The sequence below is a fragment of the Pseudoalteromonas sp. 2CM28B genome (assembly GCF_023161935.1).
Genome location: NZ_JALNTH010000033.1, coordinates 61783 through 80162 on the forward strand (window position 1 = coordinate 61783; position 18380 = coordinate 80162).

Consider the following 18380-nt stretch of genomic DNA (forward strand, 5'->3'; position numbering starts at 1 on the left):
AAGCTCACATCTGCTGAGCTTGGCAATAAATTGCAGTCACTCAATGTTTCAACAGTAATACTCGATGTAGACTATTGCGCAGCTCCAGAAGCGTTAGCTAATGCCTATTTAGCAATCGCAAATGCTAAGCCTATGCTTAAGGATATTAAGTTAAATTTAAGTGGCAGTCATAAAAAGAGTAAGTGTAAAAACACATAACACGCTTTTTGACAGGGGGTAATGTGTATCTGTTCCTGTTTTATTGCTGCTAGACAACCCTTGCCTTGTACGTAATAATGTAAAAATTACATTAATTTTAACATGTAAAGTGTTAACAAAGTGCCCCAAGGTTGATTAATGCCGCAAAGAAGTAAGTGGACACTCGCTGTTTTATTAGGGTTATTAGGCGGGTTAGTAAATCTCTCGCCATTGTATTTTTTCGACAGCTCCGAATTTTTGTTTGGGCAATTGTTTGTTTTATGCAGCTTAGTATTTACTGGGCTGCGTTACGCGTGCCTAAGCCTTGCCATTGTTTCTGGTTTTTTACTTTATAGATGGGGCCATTGTTGGCCGAGTATTGTGTATTTACTCGAGCTTTGTTGGCTTTATGCTTTTTGCTTACGCCGCTCTAAACCTATTCTTCCTCTGGGTAGCGTATTTTGGCTATGTATTGGTTTACCCTTTGTATGGGTTATAGGCCAATTTGTTATTGGCTTAGCCTGGTTAACGCTAATAGTAGCGATATCAAAGTACTTAATTAACGCGCTAATAAGCTTGGCGGTGGTTGATTTAGTTAGTGTATTTGTACCTTACGCTAGCCGTGCGTATCAGGGTCGGCCACTGGCAAAAATTTTAAGCTATGTGGTTAGTGTCATTATTATTTTAGTGGTATTGCTAACCAGTGTAATTTTAGTAAACGATCATCATGCGCGCTTAGAGTATGAAGTAAACGCTCAACTAAAAGAAAAAGCGGAATCTATTAGCACGCAATTAAATGATTATTTAGCATTTCATAAAAACGCCATTGTTATGAGTAGCGACGCAATAAGTGCGGGCACTGCAAGCGATGTGCAGCTCAAACGATTAATGTCGTTATTTCCAGGCTTTACCACCAGCTTGTATGCAAACCCAGATGGCTTTGTAGAGCTTAGCTCGCCCAGCGATTTAATAGAGGGGCTTAGCCTTGCGCAGCGTAGTGTTAAAGACAGAGCATATTTTACTCAAGCTCAGCAGTTCCCTCTGGGCTATACCAGTGGCGTGTTTCAAGGTCGCGGCCTAGGTAACGAAGCCATAGTGGCGCTGTCGGCACCTATATACCGTAACAATACGTTTTATGGTGTGGTAGAGGGCTCGTTAAAGTTAGACCGTTTAGAGCGCTTTATACCTAACTTATTTGAGTACACGGGCGATTTAGTGGTGCTAGATGCACAGCAAAAAGTGGTATTTAGCTCCCTTGATGAATTTAAAATACTGAGCCATTTTAACGGGGAGGGCTTTAATACCAGTAATTTAGGTGATAAAAACCTATTTCGTTCAACCAAAAACGAGGTGTACCACAGCTCTAGGTACATTGACCCACAAAACCACTGGCAAGTTATTACCTTTTATAATCGTAAGCATTTAAGTATGGCGGTGGCAAAAGCTTGGCTACCCACTATTTTGTTAAGTGCGCTATTGATGCTTATGGTGGTTATTTTTATACACCAACTTGCTAATTTATTAGTGCAGCCAATTACTAGCCTAACTACGCTAATGCAAAGCTTTGGTAAAACCAAAACACATAAGTTTAATACAGACTCAAGCTGGCATGAGGTATTGCAACTACAACAGCAATTTGAATTACTGGCTAATGCGCTTCAGCGTTCAATAGAAAACCTACAAGCCTCTAATATCAGAAACCAAGGGTTAAATACCCAGCTGAGCGAATTTAATCAGCAGCTAGAGGGCAAAGTAGCAGAACAAACCACAGAGCTTAAAAAAGCGGTAAATAGGGCTAATTTAGCCAATGTTGCTAAGTCGCAATTTTTAGCCAATATGAGCCACGAGCTACGCACCCCTATGAACGGTATTTTAGGCATGGGAGAGGTTTTATTGCGCGATAATTCATTAACCGATGAGCAGCGGGAGCTATTAAATACGCAGCAAAAAAGCGCACAAAATTTACTGAAAATTTTAAACGATATTTTAGATTTTTCTAAAATAGAAGCTAACGCCATGGAAATTAGCCCTCGGGCGACTAACCTTGTGCCGTTTATTGCCAATATAAAGTCGTTGTTTTCTCCCATTGTAAGTTCTGATCACGTCGAGTTTATTGTTAGCCAAAGCGACAGGCTGCCAGATTGCGTAAAAGTAGACGACCTACGTTTAAACCAAGTCATTATTAACTTGCTCTCTAATGCGTATAAGTTTACTGAGCGTGGTTTTGTGCGCTTATCGTTTGATTACGAAAACGAGCAACTTTTAATAAGCGTAGCCGATAGCGGCATTGGTATCGAAAAAAATCAGCAGTCGTTGTTATTTAGTGAGTTTACGCAAGCAGATGTAGGTGTGGCACGTAAGTATGGTGGCACAGGGTTAGGTTTAGCAATTAGCCAAGGGTTAATTAAAAAAATGCAGGGTGAAATAACCCTCAACAGCGAACCAGGCAAAGGCAGCGTACTTAAATTTTACGTAAGTGCACCTAAAGCACAGTCCAACAAACCAGAGCCCGTTAAACAGGCGAAGTCGTTGCCTAATTTAAGCGATAAAACACTTTTACTGGTTGAAGATAACCCCATTAACCGCCAAGTAATTGCAAAAATGCTAGAGCCTACAAAGGTAAACTTAGTGATGGCAATCGATGGCATAGAAGCGCTAAAAGTACTTGAAGGTAACCGCTTTGATTTAATTTTAATGGATTGCCAAATGCCTAATATGGATGGCTACGAGTGCACCCAAACAATACGGGCTAACGAGGTAAACACAAAGGCACATGTGCCCATTGTTGCTATTACCGCAAACGCCTACGAAGACGATAAGCAGCGCTGTTTAAGTGTAGGCATGGATGACTTTGTTTCTAAACCGGTAAATACACAAGGGTTGTACGAAGTAATCGCGAGGGTGATAAACGCCCATTAGTGCAGCGTTTATTACCACAACAAATTTTAAATAAAATCAAGGGTGAGCAACAAGCGTTGTTCGTTTTCAGCTACCGGTGGCGAGCGGTGTACAAGCCCTGCGCCTTCGTTTTCATCCCAGTACTCACCTTTAAGCAGGGCAACATCCCCTTGATTTAGCTGATTAATATTATTTAGGCTTTTAAATAAGCCAGACTCTTCATCGGGCTTACCTAAATTACCAGTTCCTAGCTTTGAGCGGTCTACATCGCTGTGATTTAACCACTGCGTTGCAACGCCTTGGTAAGTAGTCACTAATCGGCACGGAATTTTGTCTACATGAAAACGCGGGCACATAGGTTTATCTACTATTTTTAGCCTTAAACCGGCGCGTTTTAAATCAAATAGGCAGCAAAACATTTCAACTAATAATGCTATGTCTTTACACAGCGCATCAGTTTCATCGCGGTTATTATCATCTGGTTTAAGTGCAGTAACTAACTTATCAAACGCATCATCGGGTGATACCGCAAGCTCAAGTGGTTTTATGGCATTAGTGCTAATGAGTGTATTAACGGCATTTGTTAATGCTTGTTCAAGGTCTCTTTGCCAAATAACGATGTTAGTGTTTTGGTCATAAATGTGTGGCAATACATTGGCGTTACTGTCTTTAGCTGCTCTTCGGTGGAGTTGCTCAGTGGGTTTTATTTGCGCCGTTATTGGAGCTAGGGCATTCATTACACTTCCTCCCAAATAGGAAACGGGTCGTTATAGGTTTTCCAAAAATCTTTACCTTTAAGCACGGCTTCTTCTGGTAGTAGGCAATCATCAAGCGCCTCAATCATGGCTTGTTTATTTAACGACTGACCAATAAATACAAGTTCTTGGCGCATATCACCAAAGGGCTCTACCCATTTACTGTTTATATCAGCAAGTAGCTCGGGATCTGTGGGCCAGTCTTTTTTAGGAATTGCTTTATAAAACATGCCTGCAAACCCGTAATGAGCTATACCGCCGGCTTGGCTCCACTGCGCGCAAAATAAAGGACGCGTTGCGAGCCAAAAATACCCTTTAGAGCGAATGAGCTTGCCAAATTGCTCGGTGTTGTGCAAAAAGTGATAAAACTTCTCAGGGTTAAATGGGCGGCGCGCCGTATAATTAAAGCTGCTAATACCATACTCTTCGGTCTCGGGAATGTGTTCACCACGCATTTCTTTAAGCCAACCCGGTGCTTGTTGGGCGCGTGCAAAATTAAATAAGCCCGTATTGAGCACTTCATTAATATTAATATTGCCGTTTGATATGGGAATAATGTTAGCTTGAGTATTAAGCGTATTTAAAATGGCAATAAGCTTATTGAGCTGTTCATTGGTGACTAAATCAGTTTTGCTAATTAAAATAACGTCGGCAAATTCAACTTGATCAACAAGTAGGTCGGCCACGCTTCGCTCGTCGTCTTCTCCTAACGATTCGCCAGTATCTTGTAAATCGTTTGCTTGTTCGTAGTCGGTTAAAAAGTTAACCGCATCAACCACGGTTACCATGGTATCGAGGGTGGCAACATCACCAAGAGAAACACCGTTTTCGTCGGCAAAGGTAAATGTTTCGGCAACCGGTAGAGGTTCTGAAATGCCTGTTGATTCAATGACGAGATAATCAAAACGGCCATCTTTGGCAAGTTTACCCACTTCAACAAGTAAATCTTCTCGTAGTGTGCAGCAAATACAGCCGTTGCTCATTTCGACGAGTTTTTCGTTGCTGTGATTGAGCGATACATCGTTTTTAATTGTGGCTGCATCTATGTTTATCTCGCTCATATCGTTGACTATAACAGCCACTTTTTTTCCTAGTCGGTTATTAAGAATATGGCTAAGTACGGTTGTTTTACCAGCGCCTAAAAAGCCTGATAACACTGTGACGGGCAGTTTATTGATCATTTAATTTTACTTACTAATAGGTATTTGTTGGTATGTTATATTGTATCAATTGAGTTTTCTAGCACTAGCATGACTTTTTAAATGGTTTGTATGTAATGCTCAGCAGAAGAATAAGTAGACACTTTTGCAAATACAACAAAGCTATTTTGTGTTTTTTGCTATTTTTGAATTTATATAGCTGCGCTATTATGAGCGCCATCAAACTTAGGAGGCATTATGACGTTACTTTTCTCACCCATAGAACTTGCAGGTAAAACTTTAAAAAACCGTATTGTTATGCCACCAATGACTCGCTCGCGCTCAACGCAGCCTGGCGACATTGCCAATGATTTAATGGCCACTTATTACGCGCAGCGAGCAAGTGCTGGGTTAATAGTAAGCGAAGGCACACAAATAAGTGAGCTGGGTAAAGGCTATGCCTGGACACCAGGTATTTACACAAACGAGCAAGTCGCAGGTTGGCGCACGGTGACCAACAAAGTGCACGATGCTGGTGGCGTTATGTTTGCGCAGCTTTGGCATGTAGGGCGCGTAACACACAGCGATAACACAGGCGGTGTGCAGCCTATATCAGCATCGGCCATTGCTGCAAAAGACGTAAAAGTATTTGTAGATACAAACGGCGAACCTGGCTTTGTAGATACTCAGTTACCGCGTGAAATGAGCAAGCAAGATATTGAAAATGTACTAGGCGAATTTCGCCAAGCGGCTAAAAATGCAGTAGACGCAGGCTTTGATGGCATAGAGCTACACGCCGCTAATGGGTATTTAATTAACCAATTTTTAGACTCGCAATCAAATGCCCGTACTGATGAATATGGCGGCAGTGTGCAAAATCGTTTGCGTTTTTTAACAGAGGTTGTAAATGCCGTAAGCGATGAAATTGGTAGTCAAAAAGTAGGTGTAAGGCTTGCACCACTTACCACGCTTAACGGCACGGTTGATGATAACCCAGAGCAAACATATTTAGCCGTTGCTCAAGCACTAAACGACGCTGGCGTGGGCTACATGCACATTGCTGAAGCCGACTGGGATGATGCCCCTTTAATGAGCGTTGAATTTAAACAGGCTATTCGTAAAGCGTACAGCGGCGTATTAATTTATGCAGGTAAGTACACTAAAGAACGTGCCGATGAAGCCCTAGCACAAGGCTGGGCCGACATGATTGGCTTTGGTCGCCCGTTTGTGTCTAACCCAGATTTACCAGCACGTTTAGAGCAAGGTAAACCGCTAAATAGCCACAACCCCGACACCTTATTTGGTGGTGCAGAGCAAGGCTATACCGATTACCCAACCGCTTAATTATTTATAAATAAAGTATTTTAAGGGCTGCATGTATGCAGCCCATTTTTTATGCTGGTAAATCAATAGCTTTAACTTGAGCTAATACCAATTCGCAAAATAGATCACTTAATTAAGCGGATTGATATAACAATAAAAAGCGCGTAAGTTAAATAGCTTACCCATTTTAAAAACATAAAAATGAAAAACAAAGAGATAGAGCAACTCGCGTTATCAGACTCTGAAACCAAAGACGTGATCACCCCGTATGCCTTTAAAATTGACCAAGCGTTATTAGGTATTCCATTAGCTAGCCCAATTAAACGTGCAATGGCGATGACTATTGATGTTACTTTAATATTTATGGCCGCTAAGTTAAGCGCCACTTTAATTGCCTTTGTGGCTGCCATGGCTTTTTATAAAGGCACTGCGCAGCAATATCTTCCAAAAATGTCGTCGTTTTGGCGCAGAGCCTTAAAGCTTTTTGCCGCGAGTTTTTTATTTGTAAGTTCATTAACCGTACTCTCGTTAGCAATTGATTTTTTTGAAGGCGATACCGTTATTCAAACACCTCAACTAGAAAAAACACAGCAAAACGATGAGCTAAGCGAGCATGATAAAGCAATAATACGCACCTATTTAACGCAAACAGACGACGATAAAAACTGTGATGATGCTTGCCAAAGCGTTGCTCGAGCTAATTTAGTTGGCCAATTACCAGCGCTTGCTGAAATGCAAAACGTAGGAGGGATTGAAGTTACGCGCTCATTATTGCACTTAATGGCTATAGCTGATGATGAGCCCGTTGCGGCAGATGATTTTAAAAATAATGAGACAGAGCTTGAAAGCATTTCGGGCGAAGTAACTCATAAAAGCAATATCACTGAAAAAGCTGAAACTAAAAGCGAGCAAACCAAGCCTGTCACCAGCATTTTGCAGTGGGGTAAAGGCATTATTCAAGACCTAGGCCTTGGTTTTGGTTGGGCGGCCGTATACTTTACGTTGTTCTCATTATTATGGCGCGGACAAACCCCAGGTAAAAAAGTATGTAATATTCGGGTGGTTTCACTAAATGGCGAGCCACTAGGTATGCTTGATTGTTTTGGCAGATACGGTGGATACGGCGCCGGTTTTGCAACAGGTTTATTAGGCTTCTTACAAGTGTACTGGGACCCAAACAGGCAAGCTATTCAAGATAAAATATCAGCGACTGTAGTTATTCAGGGCAGTGTGAACCAGGTTGTAAATGCACAAACGGTAGAAGAGACTGTAAAAAGTTAATTTCAGCAGCGCCGTATTATATTGATTCAATCAGCAACTTTTTTAATATATTTTTTTTGTTTGTATCTTTTTTTACTGTTGCATCCATTATTTGGGCGATTAGTTCAAAATTTTTAAGGGACTCTGGTGAATCAAAATAACCGAGGGCTTCAATACCTCTGTCTAACTTACATATAGTGCGTGTATTTTCACCTTTTTTTGTACGTGGAAAATAAAATCTTTCTCCGAATTTTCTAATGTGTTCAGAGTAAATATCAAAATGAGGATGTACGATTAAAAACTGTGATGTAGTCGGATATCTAGTTCTTTTCTTATTAGAAGGTAAAGGCTTTATTACATCGAAACTTTGCTTTGCACTATTACAGTCAGCGCATACGACACAAAGGTTTTTAGCAGTAAAAATAAAATCTTTATATCGAGATTTTGGGGCTATATGCTCAACTTGGCAATTAGCAGCACTTGTTAAACTAACAGGGTTTTTACAATAGCAGCATAAAGAATTTTGGGCATTGCGATAGTGGTTTCTTATGCTTGATCTTAAGCTCTCTAAGCTATCATTAGACCAATCAACATGATTAAATTCTGGAGACTCCATAACTCCTTTAATTAGGGCTTTTTGCTCTTTAGTAAATTCTATTGCTTTTAACTCACTGTCCATAAACATTAAATACCTCATTCAAAGAGTCAATGAGTTCCAATATAGGGTCATCGCGACTCATTTTTTGTTTCATACTATTAAGCATTTGCAGATGCTTAATATCTAGTTCGTCAAAGAACTTGTATGTTTTGACTTTTGAGTAAATATGCATAGAAATTTTAAGCAGATATTCATTACTGTGACCTGGTGATTCAAAAACATTTACAAGCTGATAGTCTGAGGAGCGTAAATAATGCTCCGATGCATCGGATAAACTATTTTTTTGAATATTTAAAATTTCACAGTTTGTTGTCGATATATTTGAAACTATCAGTGGCGAGTGAGTCGCAATAATAAAATGACAACCAGAGTAAGTGTTCAGAGATTGATTTAAAATATCTACAAACCGCTCTTGCCAAGAAGGGTGCAAACTTATTTCTGGTTCATCAATTAATACTAATGAGTTATCTTCAATTGAAGCCACGATTCCTAGAAATAGTAAAAAAAGACATTGCTCACCAGAACTTCGAGCTGATAGAGATTTGACTTTGGCATCTGGCGATAAGTAATTTGTTTTTGAAGATTGATCTTTGACTGTTTCAATATCTGTTACAATGACTAAACCTGAACGTATTAAATCAGACAACTCTCTTTTATCAAATTCAATATCATAACCTAAACTTGTCGGTATTAATTTTAAAGATTGATTACTAAGGTTTAATAAAATTTCAGGTGAGGTATAAACAGTTTCGAGTTTTGAAAGCAAATTTAAAAGTTCAATTTTCTCAAAGTGGTAGGCTGCAGCTTGAAGTTTCAGTTGTGCCTCTAAAGAAATATTTTTAATATCTCCAGAAGATATAGTGACAAGTTCATCTTCTGTGATTGTTGGGGTTAATTTAATCTTTAGTACGCTACTAAAGCCAAATTCATCTAGAAATGCTTTTAGCGCATTGGCTTTGCGTAGTTCAAATGTTTGCTGTATGAGTAGTTGTTTTATTGCATTTGATGCTATACGCACTGAAGGGCTTAAATCTTGTATGTATGGCTTAGAGCCGGTATATGAATATACTTCAGATAACCATTCATATTCATCGGCCTTAAAGTCACTTTGGAAGCGCTCAAATTGGCTCGTTGAGGCGCATATTACTTTTTGTGGGAATTCAGCCCCAAATATAAGCCTAAGAGTTTCGTAATCACTTTTATCATTTAATCGGCGAAGCTTATCTTTACCAGTCTGTGTTTGAGGTTTGTATAGCTCTGCATATTTCGAATAATACTTTCTGTAGATATCCAGCAAAAGCTCTGTTTTACCACTGCCATTATCACCCACAACAACAGTAAAAGCGTGCTTTTCATTATCGATACCATTAAAAAGCTGAATACTACCTATATTTCGTGCTCGAAATCCCATTTCCACACCTTTTTACATTTGAAGACTATTTAGCCTTTGCTTGAATTTACTGTAAACCTAACCCCAATTCCACCGATCATCATCAACACCACAAATCCCCATACAAACACATTGCCGTATTGGCTGTACACGCTGTCGCCTTGTATAAGCTTTATATCGGCTTTCATGGTTGCAGCTTCAAACTGTGGCATGGTTTGTTGTGTGTGGCTTATTGGGTCGTATACGGCGCTTACGCCATTGTTGGTAACACGTACCAGCGGGCGTTGTAACTCTAATGCGCGCATGCGGGCTATTTGCATGTGTTGTAATGGCCCAATGGAGTCGCCAAACCACGCGTCGTTACTTACGGTAAACAGCAAGTCAGAGTCGCTTTGGTAATTACCGCGTACTAAATCGGCAAATACTATTTCGTAGCAAATGGCAGGTAGCAGATTAAATCCATTGGCGCGTAAGTTGTTTTGCACTCTATCGCCACGCGTAAACGATGACATAGGTAAATCAAACAATGGCGCTATAGGGCGTAGTATATCCTGAAATGGTACAAATTCGCCGATAGGTAACAACTGGTGCTTACGGTAGCGGTTTTTGTCTAGGTAGCGATAATGGCCGTGCTCGTCGTTGTGCTCTTTATTACCTACCACAATAAGGGTGTTGTAAATGGTTTTGGTGTCGAGCTGGTAGTCAACAATACCGGTAACTAACGCGGTTTTATTAAACGACGCCGCGCTGTCTAAGTTGGCTAAGTACGTGTCGGCAAGGGCTTCTATTTCGGGCACGGCGGCTTCGGGCCATACCACTAGGTCGGCATCCCAATGTGGGCGTGTTAAGTCTTGGTACTTGCTCATGGTGGTCCAAAACTCACTGGGTTCAAAGCGCAGGTGTTGTTTAATATTACCTTGCACCAATAAGGTCGACATTTCTTTGCCAGAGTAGCGATTAGTACCTGAATTTAATGCGCCAATAACAAGTAACGCTAAAGCGGCAGCGCTTATTAATGGGGTTTTAAAATCTTTTTGGGTGAGCCTGTAAAGGGCAAAACCAATGGCAACACAGGTAAGCGTTAAGCCAAATTCGCCAATATAAGGGGCAAGCAGCCTAAGCGGGCCATCTGTTTGTGTATAGCCAAAACTTAGCCACGGAAAGCCAGTCAGTAAGTGTCCACGTAAATATTCACTAATGGCTATAGTGGCAATTAGAAGTGCCCCCATGCTTTTAGGGCCACTTGCAAAGCGAGTTGCAGCCCAAAACGCGAGTGCTGGAAACAGGGCTAAATATGAGCACAGTAAAGCCATTAACGAGAGCGATGCTATAAGCGGCATGCCGCCAAAGGTGGCAATAGATACATGCACCCAGCTAATACCCGCGCCAAACCAACCTAAGCCAAATATAAAGCCATATTTAGCAGCGCTTTTTGCGTGCGCTTTGCCTGTGTTGTTTGGGTTAATACAAAAAATAATGGCGGCAATGCTAAAAAATGCGATGGGCCAAATTTGGTAAGGGGCGTAGCCAAAAGTTAAAATAAGGCCCGCAACCAGTGCGAGCCATGCTTTTTTATCTTTTACTAACAGGGTGAGTTTAGTTAGTAGTTTCTTCACTGTCGTTTTCATCAACCTTAGGAACGGTGACTTGCAGTTGTAAAATACGACGGTTATCAGAATTAGTTACTTTAAACTGATAGTCGTCAATTTCAATTGTTTCGCCGCGACTTGGCATATGGCCAAATGCGTGTAGTACCGTGCCGCCAATGGTGTCGGCTTCATCGGTGCTGTAACCTGTTTTAAAGTACTCGTTAAAGTCATCTACAGGGGTGAGCGCTTGTACTACGTATACATGCTTAGCAAGTTGGCGAATATCTTGTTGATCTTCTTCTTCGTCGTGTTCATCTTCGATTTCGCCGACAATTATTTCAAGAATATCTTCAATGGTGACAAGTCCCGATACACCGCCGTATTCGTCAATGACAATAGCCATGTGGTAGCGTTGCTGACGAAATTCATTTAGTAGGGTGTCTACGCGTTTGCTTTCTGGCACTACCATGGCTGGGCGTAAATATTCGCGCAGTGAGGGTAGGTGCTCATCTTTATTTAAAATAAGCGGCAGCAAGTCTTTTGCGAGCAAAATACCTTCAACGTGGTCTTTGTCTTCACACACCACCGGAAAACGCGAGTGGGTGGAGTCGACCATCATGGGGATCAAATCTTCAAGGGGGCTGTCGACCTCAAGTGTGACCATTTGTGAGCGCGGGATCATTATATCGCGCACTTTAAGCTTGGATACACCAAGCACACCTTCGATCATTTCTTTGGTTTCTGGGTCGATTACGTCACGCTCTTGCGCGTCGGCAATTACTTCAACCAGCTCTTCTCTATTCTGGGGTTCCCCTTGCAACATTTGGGCTATGCGGCCCATCCACGTTTTGCCAGAAGAACCCTGGCTAGATTGCGAGTTATCGTCGCTCATTGCGTCTAAATGCTCCGTTAATTTAAATTTCGTCCCGGTATGGGTCAGCTATGTTTAGCTCTGCAAGTAATTGCTTTTCTATGCTTTCCATCTCAAAAGCGTCTTCACTCTTTATATGGTCAAATCCAAGTAAATGCAAGCATCCATGAATAACCATATGGGCAAAGTGGTCATGAAATGACTTTTCTTGCTCGATTGCCTCGGCCAATACAATGGCTGGGCAAATTATTAAATCACCTACTAATGGCAAATCAATGCCTGGCGGTGCTTCAAATTCGAACGACAACACGTTGGTTGGTTTATTTTTACCACGGTAGTCGTTGTTTAATTGTTGTGATTGGGCTTCATCGCTTATAACGATGCTCAGCTCAGACTCATCACGAAACTTGCTCAGGGCTTTATCGGCCCACAGTGCAAATTGTTCTTCGCTTGGGAGGTTGTCAAACTCACACGCTATTTGTAAATCTAATTCGGTGCTCACGGTATTACTCTTTAGTAGAAGGCGGCTGTTGAGCGGCAAGTTGCTCTTTGGCTTTTTGTTTTTCTATCCGCTTTAGTCGCTCGCTTTCGTCATTGCGCTCGTAGGCTTCGACAATACGGCCAACAACAGGGTGGCGAACAATGTCGTGCGATTGGAAAAAGTTGAAGCTAATTTCTTCAACATCGCTAAGTACTTCTATTGCATGACGAAGGCCTGAGCGCGCACCGCGTGGTAAATCAACTTGTGTTATATCGCCCGTTATTACTGCTTTAGAGTTAAAGCCTATACGGGTTAAAAACATTTTCATTTGCTCGGCGGTGGTATTTTGGCTTTCATCTAAAATAATAAACGCATCATTTAGTGTACGGCCACGCATGTAAGCAAGTGGGGCAATTTCAATAATGTGTTTTTCAATAAGCTTTTCTACTTTTTCAAAGCCAAGCATTTCAAATAGCGCATCGTAAAGAGGGCGCAGGTATGGGTCTACCTTTTGGCTTAAATCGCCTGGTAAAAAACCTAGTTTTTCGCCAGCTTCTACCGCTGGGCGGGTAAGTAATATACGACGTATTTCTTGGCGCTCTAGAGCATCTACTGCGGCTGCAACTGCTAGGTATGTTTTACCTGTACCGGCAGGGCCAATGCCAAAGGTAATGTCGTGATGCAAAATATTAGCAACATACAAACCTTGGTTGTCGTTACGCGGTTTAATTACACCACGGCGGGTTTTAATAAACATTTCTTTGCCGTACGCACTTTGCGGCACTTCTTGTTCTAGGGCTTTTGATTCGGTAATGGCTAAATGTACGTTGTCGGGCTCTATTTCACCAATTTCGCCACGAACAGGTTGAGTATCAACATAAAGGTTTTTTAAAATGTCTACGGCCGCGGCACTTGAGTGCAGTTTACCTGTTACTTTAAAAAAGTTGTCGCGGTGGATTATTTCAACACCTAGGCGGCGCTCAATTTGTTTGATGTTTTCGTCAAACGGGCCACATAAAGAAGAAAGGCGTTTGTTGTCGGCAGGTTCTAAATAAATCTCTAATGTTTTTAACTGATTACTCAAAATTACTTCCTATTCGGGTGCGCCAGTAAGGGTTACTGGCGCAATGAATTTATACAACTACGGTACGAAAGTAGCTACGCCAATTTCGTTGGTTGTATCGATTTTTGACTCAACGCTTGCAGCTTTTATTAAAATAGCTGAAGGAGCAATATCACGACGTAAGTTCATTTCTGATTCTGTACGAATTAAATCGCCACGTAAAGAGTTTGGTAACGCTTCGGTAATACGTACATCAACAAACTGGCCGATCACTGTGTGTGGGCCAACAAAGTTAACTACACGGTTGTTTTCGGTGCGGCCACGTAATTCCATTGGGTTCTTTTTAGAAGGCCCCTCAACTAAAATACGTTGCTCTGTATCAAACATTTGGCGGCTAATTTGTTGTGCCATTTGCGTAATACGGTTTTGTAGTAGGTATAAGCGCTCTTTTTTCTCTTGCTCTGATACGTCATCAGGTAAGTCGGCGGCAGGCGTACCTGGACGCGCACTGTAAATAAAGCTAAAGCTCATATCAAAGCCAATGTCGTTAATCAGGTTCATCGTGGCTTCAAAGTCTGTTTTGCTTTCACCTGGGAAACCAATAATGAAGTCTGACGACATGCTTAAGTTAGGGCGAATTTTACGCAGCTTACGTATTGTTGATTTGTACTCAAGCGCTGTATGGCCGCGTTTCATTAAATTAAGAATACGGTCTGAACCACTTTGCACAGGTAGGTGTAAGTGATCAACAAGCTCTGGTACATCCGCGTACGCATCAATAATATCTGGCGTAAATTCTACCGGGTGCGAGGTGGTGTAACGAATACGGTCAATGCCATCAATCGCTGCTACATAACGGATTAAATCTGAGAAATAACAAATTTCGCCATCGTGTGTTTCACCGCGGTATGCATTTACGTTTTGACCCAGCAGGTTTACTTCACGTACGCCTTGCTCGGCAAGTTGCGCAACTTCTAATAATACGTCATCTAATGGGCGGCTAACTTCTTCACCACGGGTATAAGGTACAACACAAAAAGTACAGTACTTAGAACAACCTTCCATTATTGATACAAATGCAGACGGGCCTTCTGCTTTTGGCTCTGGTAAACGGTCAAACTTTTCAATTTCTGGGAACGAAATATCAACCACCGATGAACCTTTGTCGCCTTGCACTTGTTTAATCATTTCTGGTAAACGGTGCAATGTTTGTGGGCCAAAAATAACATCAACAAACGGTGCGCGCTGGCGAATAGAGTCACCTTCTTGTGAGGCAACACAACCACCTACACCAATAATTAAATCTGGCTTGTCGTCTTTTAATAACTTCCAGCGACCTAATTGGTGAAATACTTTTTCTTGGGCTTTTTCACGAATTGAACAGGTGTTAAGTAAAATAACGTCGGCGTCTGCTGCTTCTTCCGTTAGCTGGTAGCCGTTGGTTGCATCTAAAAGATCAGCCATCTTCTGAGAGTCGTACTCGTTCATCTGACAACCCCAAGTTTTGATATGCAGCTTTTTGCTCATTGAAATATAGCCTCGTGTTCAATTCGGTAGTGGCACAAAAATGTGCTTAAAACGGGATTAAGGAGCAAGGTTGCTCACTTAAAGGACGCGTATTTTAGCTGGATACCCGCCCAGATCCAAGTATAGTTTTCATGTTTGTGATCTCAAATCAATACACAGGCAGTTTAATAGCGTGATAGTTATATACTCTCGCACTAATGCGGCGAGTTACGGTACAATCAAAACAGTTTCACGTATTAACCAAATGATGAAAAACATGACTCAAAACAAAGTGATTGTTGTAGGCGCGGGGATGGTCGGTGCGGCCATGGCCATAAAGCTTGCACAGCAAGGAAAATCAGTACAAATAATAGAAAAAAAACTGATTAACGCCGATGCCATTTTAGCAAGTGATCAGGTAGATATACGGGTATCGGCTATTAACCGTTTTTCAGAAAACCTGCTGGACGAGCTAGGGGCTATGCCTATTTTAAGGCAAAATCGATTAGCACCTTACACGCAGTTAGAAGCATTTGAGCGCGGTGGCGACAACCTATTATTTGATTGCGCCGATATTAATACTTCGCACTTAGGTCATTTAATTGAAAACAATTTAATACAAGCAAGCCTTTGGCAGCAGTTTGCACATTATAATATTGAGGTTATTGAACAATCAGCACCTTTAAGTGCTATTGAGCAAGACACAACGTCAATCACCCTCATTTATGGCGATACCCGTTACACTGCTGACTTAGTTATTGCGGCCGATGGCGGGCAATCGCAGCTACGAGCAAAGGCAAATATTGGTGTAACAGGGTGGCAGTATCAGCAGCACTGCATGGGCGTACTAATAAAGCTAGATGCGCCGCAGCAAGTAAAAACGTGGCAACAATTTACCCCTACAGGCCCGTTAGCCTTTTTACCTATGCAGGCGCCATACGCTAATTTAATTTGGTACGACAGCGCTAATACCTTACAAAACTTTAAAGGGTTAACGGCTGAGCAAATTAAAGCGCATGTTTTAAATAAGTTTCCGCTTCTTGCAGGGGATTTTGAGGTGCAAAACCATGCGGTATTTCCGCTTACCCGTCAGCATGCAAATAATTACTCTAATGGGCGTTTGGTGTTAGTGGGCGATGCGGCTCACACAATTAACCCACTGGCCGGGCAAGGCGTTAATTTAGGCTTTCAAGATGTGGTAGCACTCGCACAGGCACTTGAAGATGCTGATGATATAGGTTGTCCGCTAAAACTAAAAGAATACGAGCGAAGCCGCCGTAAAGCCAACCTATTAATGATGAGCATGATGGATGCGTGTTACTTTGGTTTTTCTAATCAAATTACGCCACTAAAATGGGCACGCAGCCAGTTTTTAAAAATGGCTAACAATACCGGTCCTTTAAAAAACTGGGTATTAAAATACGCCATTAGTGGGGAGCTTAATTAAATCCGCTTAAGTGATTGGCTAAATTAATAAATGCACAGCCAGTCACTCCCTTTCTTATACCACTTGGGCAACTGCATAGTTGTCACTATTAATTTATTCCGTTATTGCGTTTTTTTGCCATACTCAAACTACTAACCAATTAAAAGTTGTGTGTTTGTGGATAATTTTTTTATTTTTATACTCATTGTCGGCGCTTTGCTACTAACGCTGAGCATTGTGCCAACAATAAAAATTTGTAAAAAAACTAACCGTGTTTCGTGGATTTTGCTACTGGCGCTTATTTTTAGCTTTATAGTGGGCTATTGGTATGTACTTTATTATTTTGTAAATAACGATATAGCCGGATTTATTGCTATGAGCGTATCGCTAATTTTATTTGGCGGGGGCGCTTTTGTTTATTTAGTTATTCAGCTTAGTTATAAAAGTATTTTAAAAATAGACCGCTTTGCAAAACGTCAACGAACCCTTGCCGAAAACGACAGCTTAACTGGCCTCCCTAATCGAAAAAAGTTTTTTCAGGTGCTTAATAAACAAGTTAAATACGAGCCTTCGTTTTATTTAATGCTTATAGATTTAAACCGCTTTAAATCGATTAATGACTCATACGGCAATAAAGTAGGGGATATGTTGTTAAGCATTTTTTCAAAAACACTCAGCCATAATATTGTGGGAATAGCCAAGCTGTACCGTTTAGGCGGCGATGAATTTGCACTTATTGTTGATAACTCAGCCAATGAGGCACTTAATTTATGTATTGAAGCAATAAAAAAATCAACTAAACACCCATTTCATATTTACGAGCATAGCTTACGTGTACACGTGACTGTGGGAATAACAACCTTTGCGAATCACTCGTCGCACGCTAATGAGCTATTAAAGCAAGCAGACTTAGCACTGCATGAGGCTAAAGACACACAGCAACTGTATGTACATTACTTTGAGGCGCTGAGCACCCGAGCAAATGAGCTTTCAAATATGACCTCACGTATTAAGCAGGCTATTAAAAACCACGAATTTGAGCTTTATTTACAGCCTATTTTTGATGCCAGAGCCGATGAAGTACATGGAGCAGAAGCGTTAATACGCTGGCCGCAAAGTGATGGCTCATTTATTAGTCCAGAGGTATTTATTGGCATTGCTGAGCAAAGTGGGTTGATATTAAATATTTCTAAATGGGTGCTACTAGAAACAATAAAGCATTTAAAGGAGTTAAAAGCAGCTGGGTTTATAGGTTCGTTGCATGTAAACCTTTCTACTAAAGATTTAGAAAGCCCGGAGTTTTATGAGTTTGTTGAAGAACTAGTAAAGCATGACCCAACGTTAAGCGACGCGATTATTTTTGAAATAACCGAATGCGCCATGATGACAAACCTAGAAGCCGCCCGCACGATGATGCAAAAACTAAATAGCAGAGGGTTTGAATTTAGTGTAGATGATTTTGGTACTGGTTTTTCTTCTTTGGTATTACTGCGAGAATTACCAATAAGCCAAATAAAAATAGATCAGTCATTTATAAAAGACATGCTGACTCAAATAGCAGATTACGCGATTGTTGAATCGACATTGTTTTTAGCGACGCGACTTAATTGTAAAGTGGTGGCAGAGGGAATAGAAGATAACGATCTTAAACAAACATTAACGCTAATGGATTGTGATTATTTACAAGGGTATTATTTTAGCAAGCCAGTAAACATTAATGAGTTTATACACAAATATGCTAATGAGGAAGAGTACAGGATAATATAGAAATTGGCTGGGATACCAGGATTTGAACCTGGGAATGCCAGGATCAAAACCTGGTGCCTTACCGCTTGGCGATATCC

At 41.1% G+C, this 18380-nt stretch carries 14 protein-coding genes; 5 read left to right on the top strand and 9 right to left on the bottom strand.

The features are described 5' to 3' along the window. The first annotated feature begins 336 nt into the window (after positions 1-336). A complete protein-coding gene (locus MTN96_RS28770; RefSeq protein ID WP_121637739.1) occupies positions 337-3096 on the top strand; it encodes a response regulator in 2760 nt (919 codons plus the stop codon). 26 nt (positions 3097-3122) lie between these two features. Here the strand turns inward: MTN96_RS28770 and MTN96_RS28775 are convergent, their stop codons facing one another. Next, positions 3123-3812 (bottom strand): DUF1826 domain-containing protein, encoded by a 690-nt coding sequence (locus MTN96_RS28775; protein WP_121637738.1) that lies wholly within the window; start codon positions 3810-3812, stop codon positions 3123-3125. Next, positions 3812-5011 carry a zinc metallochaperone GTPase ZigA gene (zigA, locus tag MTN96_RS28780; protein ID WP_248533620.1) on the bottom strand — a complete coding sequence of 400 codons (1200 nt, stop codon included), beginning with the start codon at positions 5009-5011 and terminating at the stop codon, positions 3812-3814. Before zigA ends, MTN96_RS28775 begins: the two co-directional genes overlap by 1 nt. Positions 5012-5227: 216 nt before the next feature. Here zigA and MTN96_RS28785 point away from each other — a divergent pair, with 216 nt between their 5' ends. Together MTN96_RS28785 and MTN96_RS28790 are read left to right on the top strand one after the other, a co-directional pair. After that, positions 5228-6313: an alkene reductase gene (locus MTN96_RS28785; protein WP_004586951.1), complete on the top strand. Its 1086-nt coding sequence runs from the start codon at positions 5228-5230 to the stop codon at positions 6311-6313. A 180-nt stretch (positions 6314-6493) separates the two neighbouring features. Then, positions 6494-7573, top strand: coding sequence for an RDD family protein (locus MTN96_RS28790; RefSeq protein ID WP_248533621.1), 1080 nt, complete (start codon positions 6494-6496; stop codon positions 7571-7573). A 16-nt stretch (positions 7574-7589) separates the two neighbouring features. Here the strand turns inward: MTN96_RS28790 and MTN96_RS28795 are convergent, their stop codons facing one another. The 7 genes from MTN96_RS28795 to miaB are packed head-to-tail and all read right to left on the bottom strand — an operon-like array spanning position 7590 to position 15131. Continuing rightward, complete coding sequence (locus tag MTN96_RS28795) at positions 7590-8231, bottom strand: HNH endonuclease (protein WP_248533623.1); 642 nt, start codon at positions 8229-8231, stop codon at positions 7590-7592. Continuing rightward, positions 8221-9621, bottom strand: coding sequence for an ATP-binding protein (locus tag MTN96_RS28800; RefSeq protein ID WP_248533625.1), 1401 nt, complete (start codon positions 9619-9621; stop codon positions 8221-8223). Before MTN96_RS28800 ends, MTN96_RS28795 begins: the two co-directional genes overlap by 11 nt. 29 nt (positions 9622-9650) lie before the next feature. Beyond that, positions 9651-11216 carry an apolipoprotein N-acyltransferase gene (gene lnt / locus MTN96_RS28805; RefSeq protein ID WP_248533627.1) on the bottom strand — a complete coding sequence of 522 codons (1566 nt, stop codon included), beginning with the start codon at positions 11214-11216 and terminating at the stop codon, positions 9651-9653. Next, a complete protein-coding gene (corC, locus tag MTN96_RS28810) occupies positions 11197-12081 on the bottom strand; it encodes a CNNM family magnesium/cobalt transport protein CorC (RefSeq protein WP_004589463.1) in 885 nt (294 codons plus the stop codon). Before corC ends, lnt begins: the two co-directional genes overlap by 20 nt. A 22-nt stretch (positions 12082-12103) precedes the next feature. After that, the gene (ybeY, locus tag MTN96_RS28815) at positions 12104-12562 is read right to left on the bottom strand and encodes an rRNA maturation RNase YbeY (RefSeq protein ID WP_024033864.1); all 459 of its coding nucleotides are present in this window, start codon (positions 12560-12562) and stop codon (positions 12104-12106) included. A 4-nt stretch (positions 12563-12566) separates the two neighbouring features. Then, on the bottom strand, positions 12567-13625 hold the full coding sequence (locus MTN96_RS28820; RefSeq protein WP_004589461.1) for a PhoH family protein: 1059 nt from the start codon (positions 13623-13625) through the stop codon (positions 12567-12569). 57 nt (positions 13626-13682) lie between these two features. Further along, positions 13683-15131, bottom strand: a complete 1449-nt coding sequence (gene miaB / locus MTN96_RS28825) for a tRNA (N6-isopentenyl adenosine(37)-C2)-methylthiotransferase MiaB (protein WP_248533629.1) — start codon at positions 15129-15131, stop codon at positions 13683-13685. A 244-nt stretch (positions 15132-15375) separates the two neighbouring features. Here miaB and MTN96_RS28830 point away from each other — a divergent pair, with 244 nt between their 5' ends. Then, positions 15376-16557 carry an FAD-dependent monooxygenase gene (locus tag MTN96_RS28830; RefSeq protein WP_083901830.1) on the top strand — a complete coding sequence of 394 codons (1182 nt, stop codon included), beginning with the start codon at positions 15376-15378 and terminating at the stop codon, positions 16555-16557. A 156-nt stretch (positions 16558-16713) separates the two neighbouring features. Further along, positions 16714-18303 carry a bifunctional diguanylate cyclase/phosphodiesterase gene (locus MTN96_RS28835; protein ID WP_248533631.1) on the top strand — a complete coding sequence of 530 codons (1590 nt, stop codon included), beginning with the start codon at positions 16714-16716 and terminating at the stop codon, positions 18301-18303. Positions 18304-18380 lie beyond the last annotated feature (77 nt).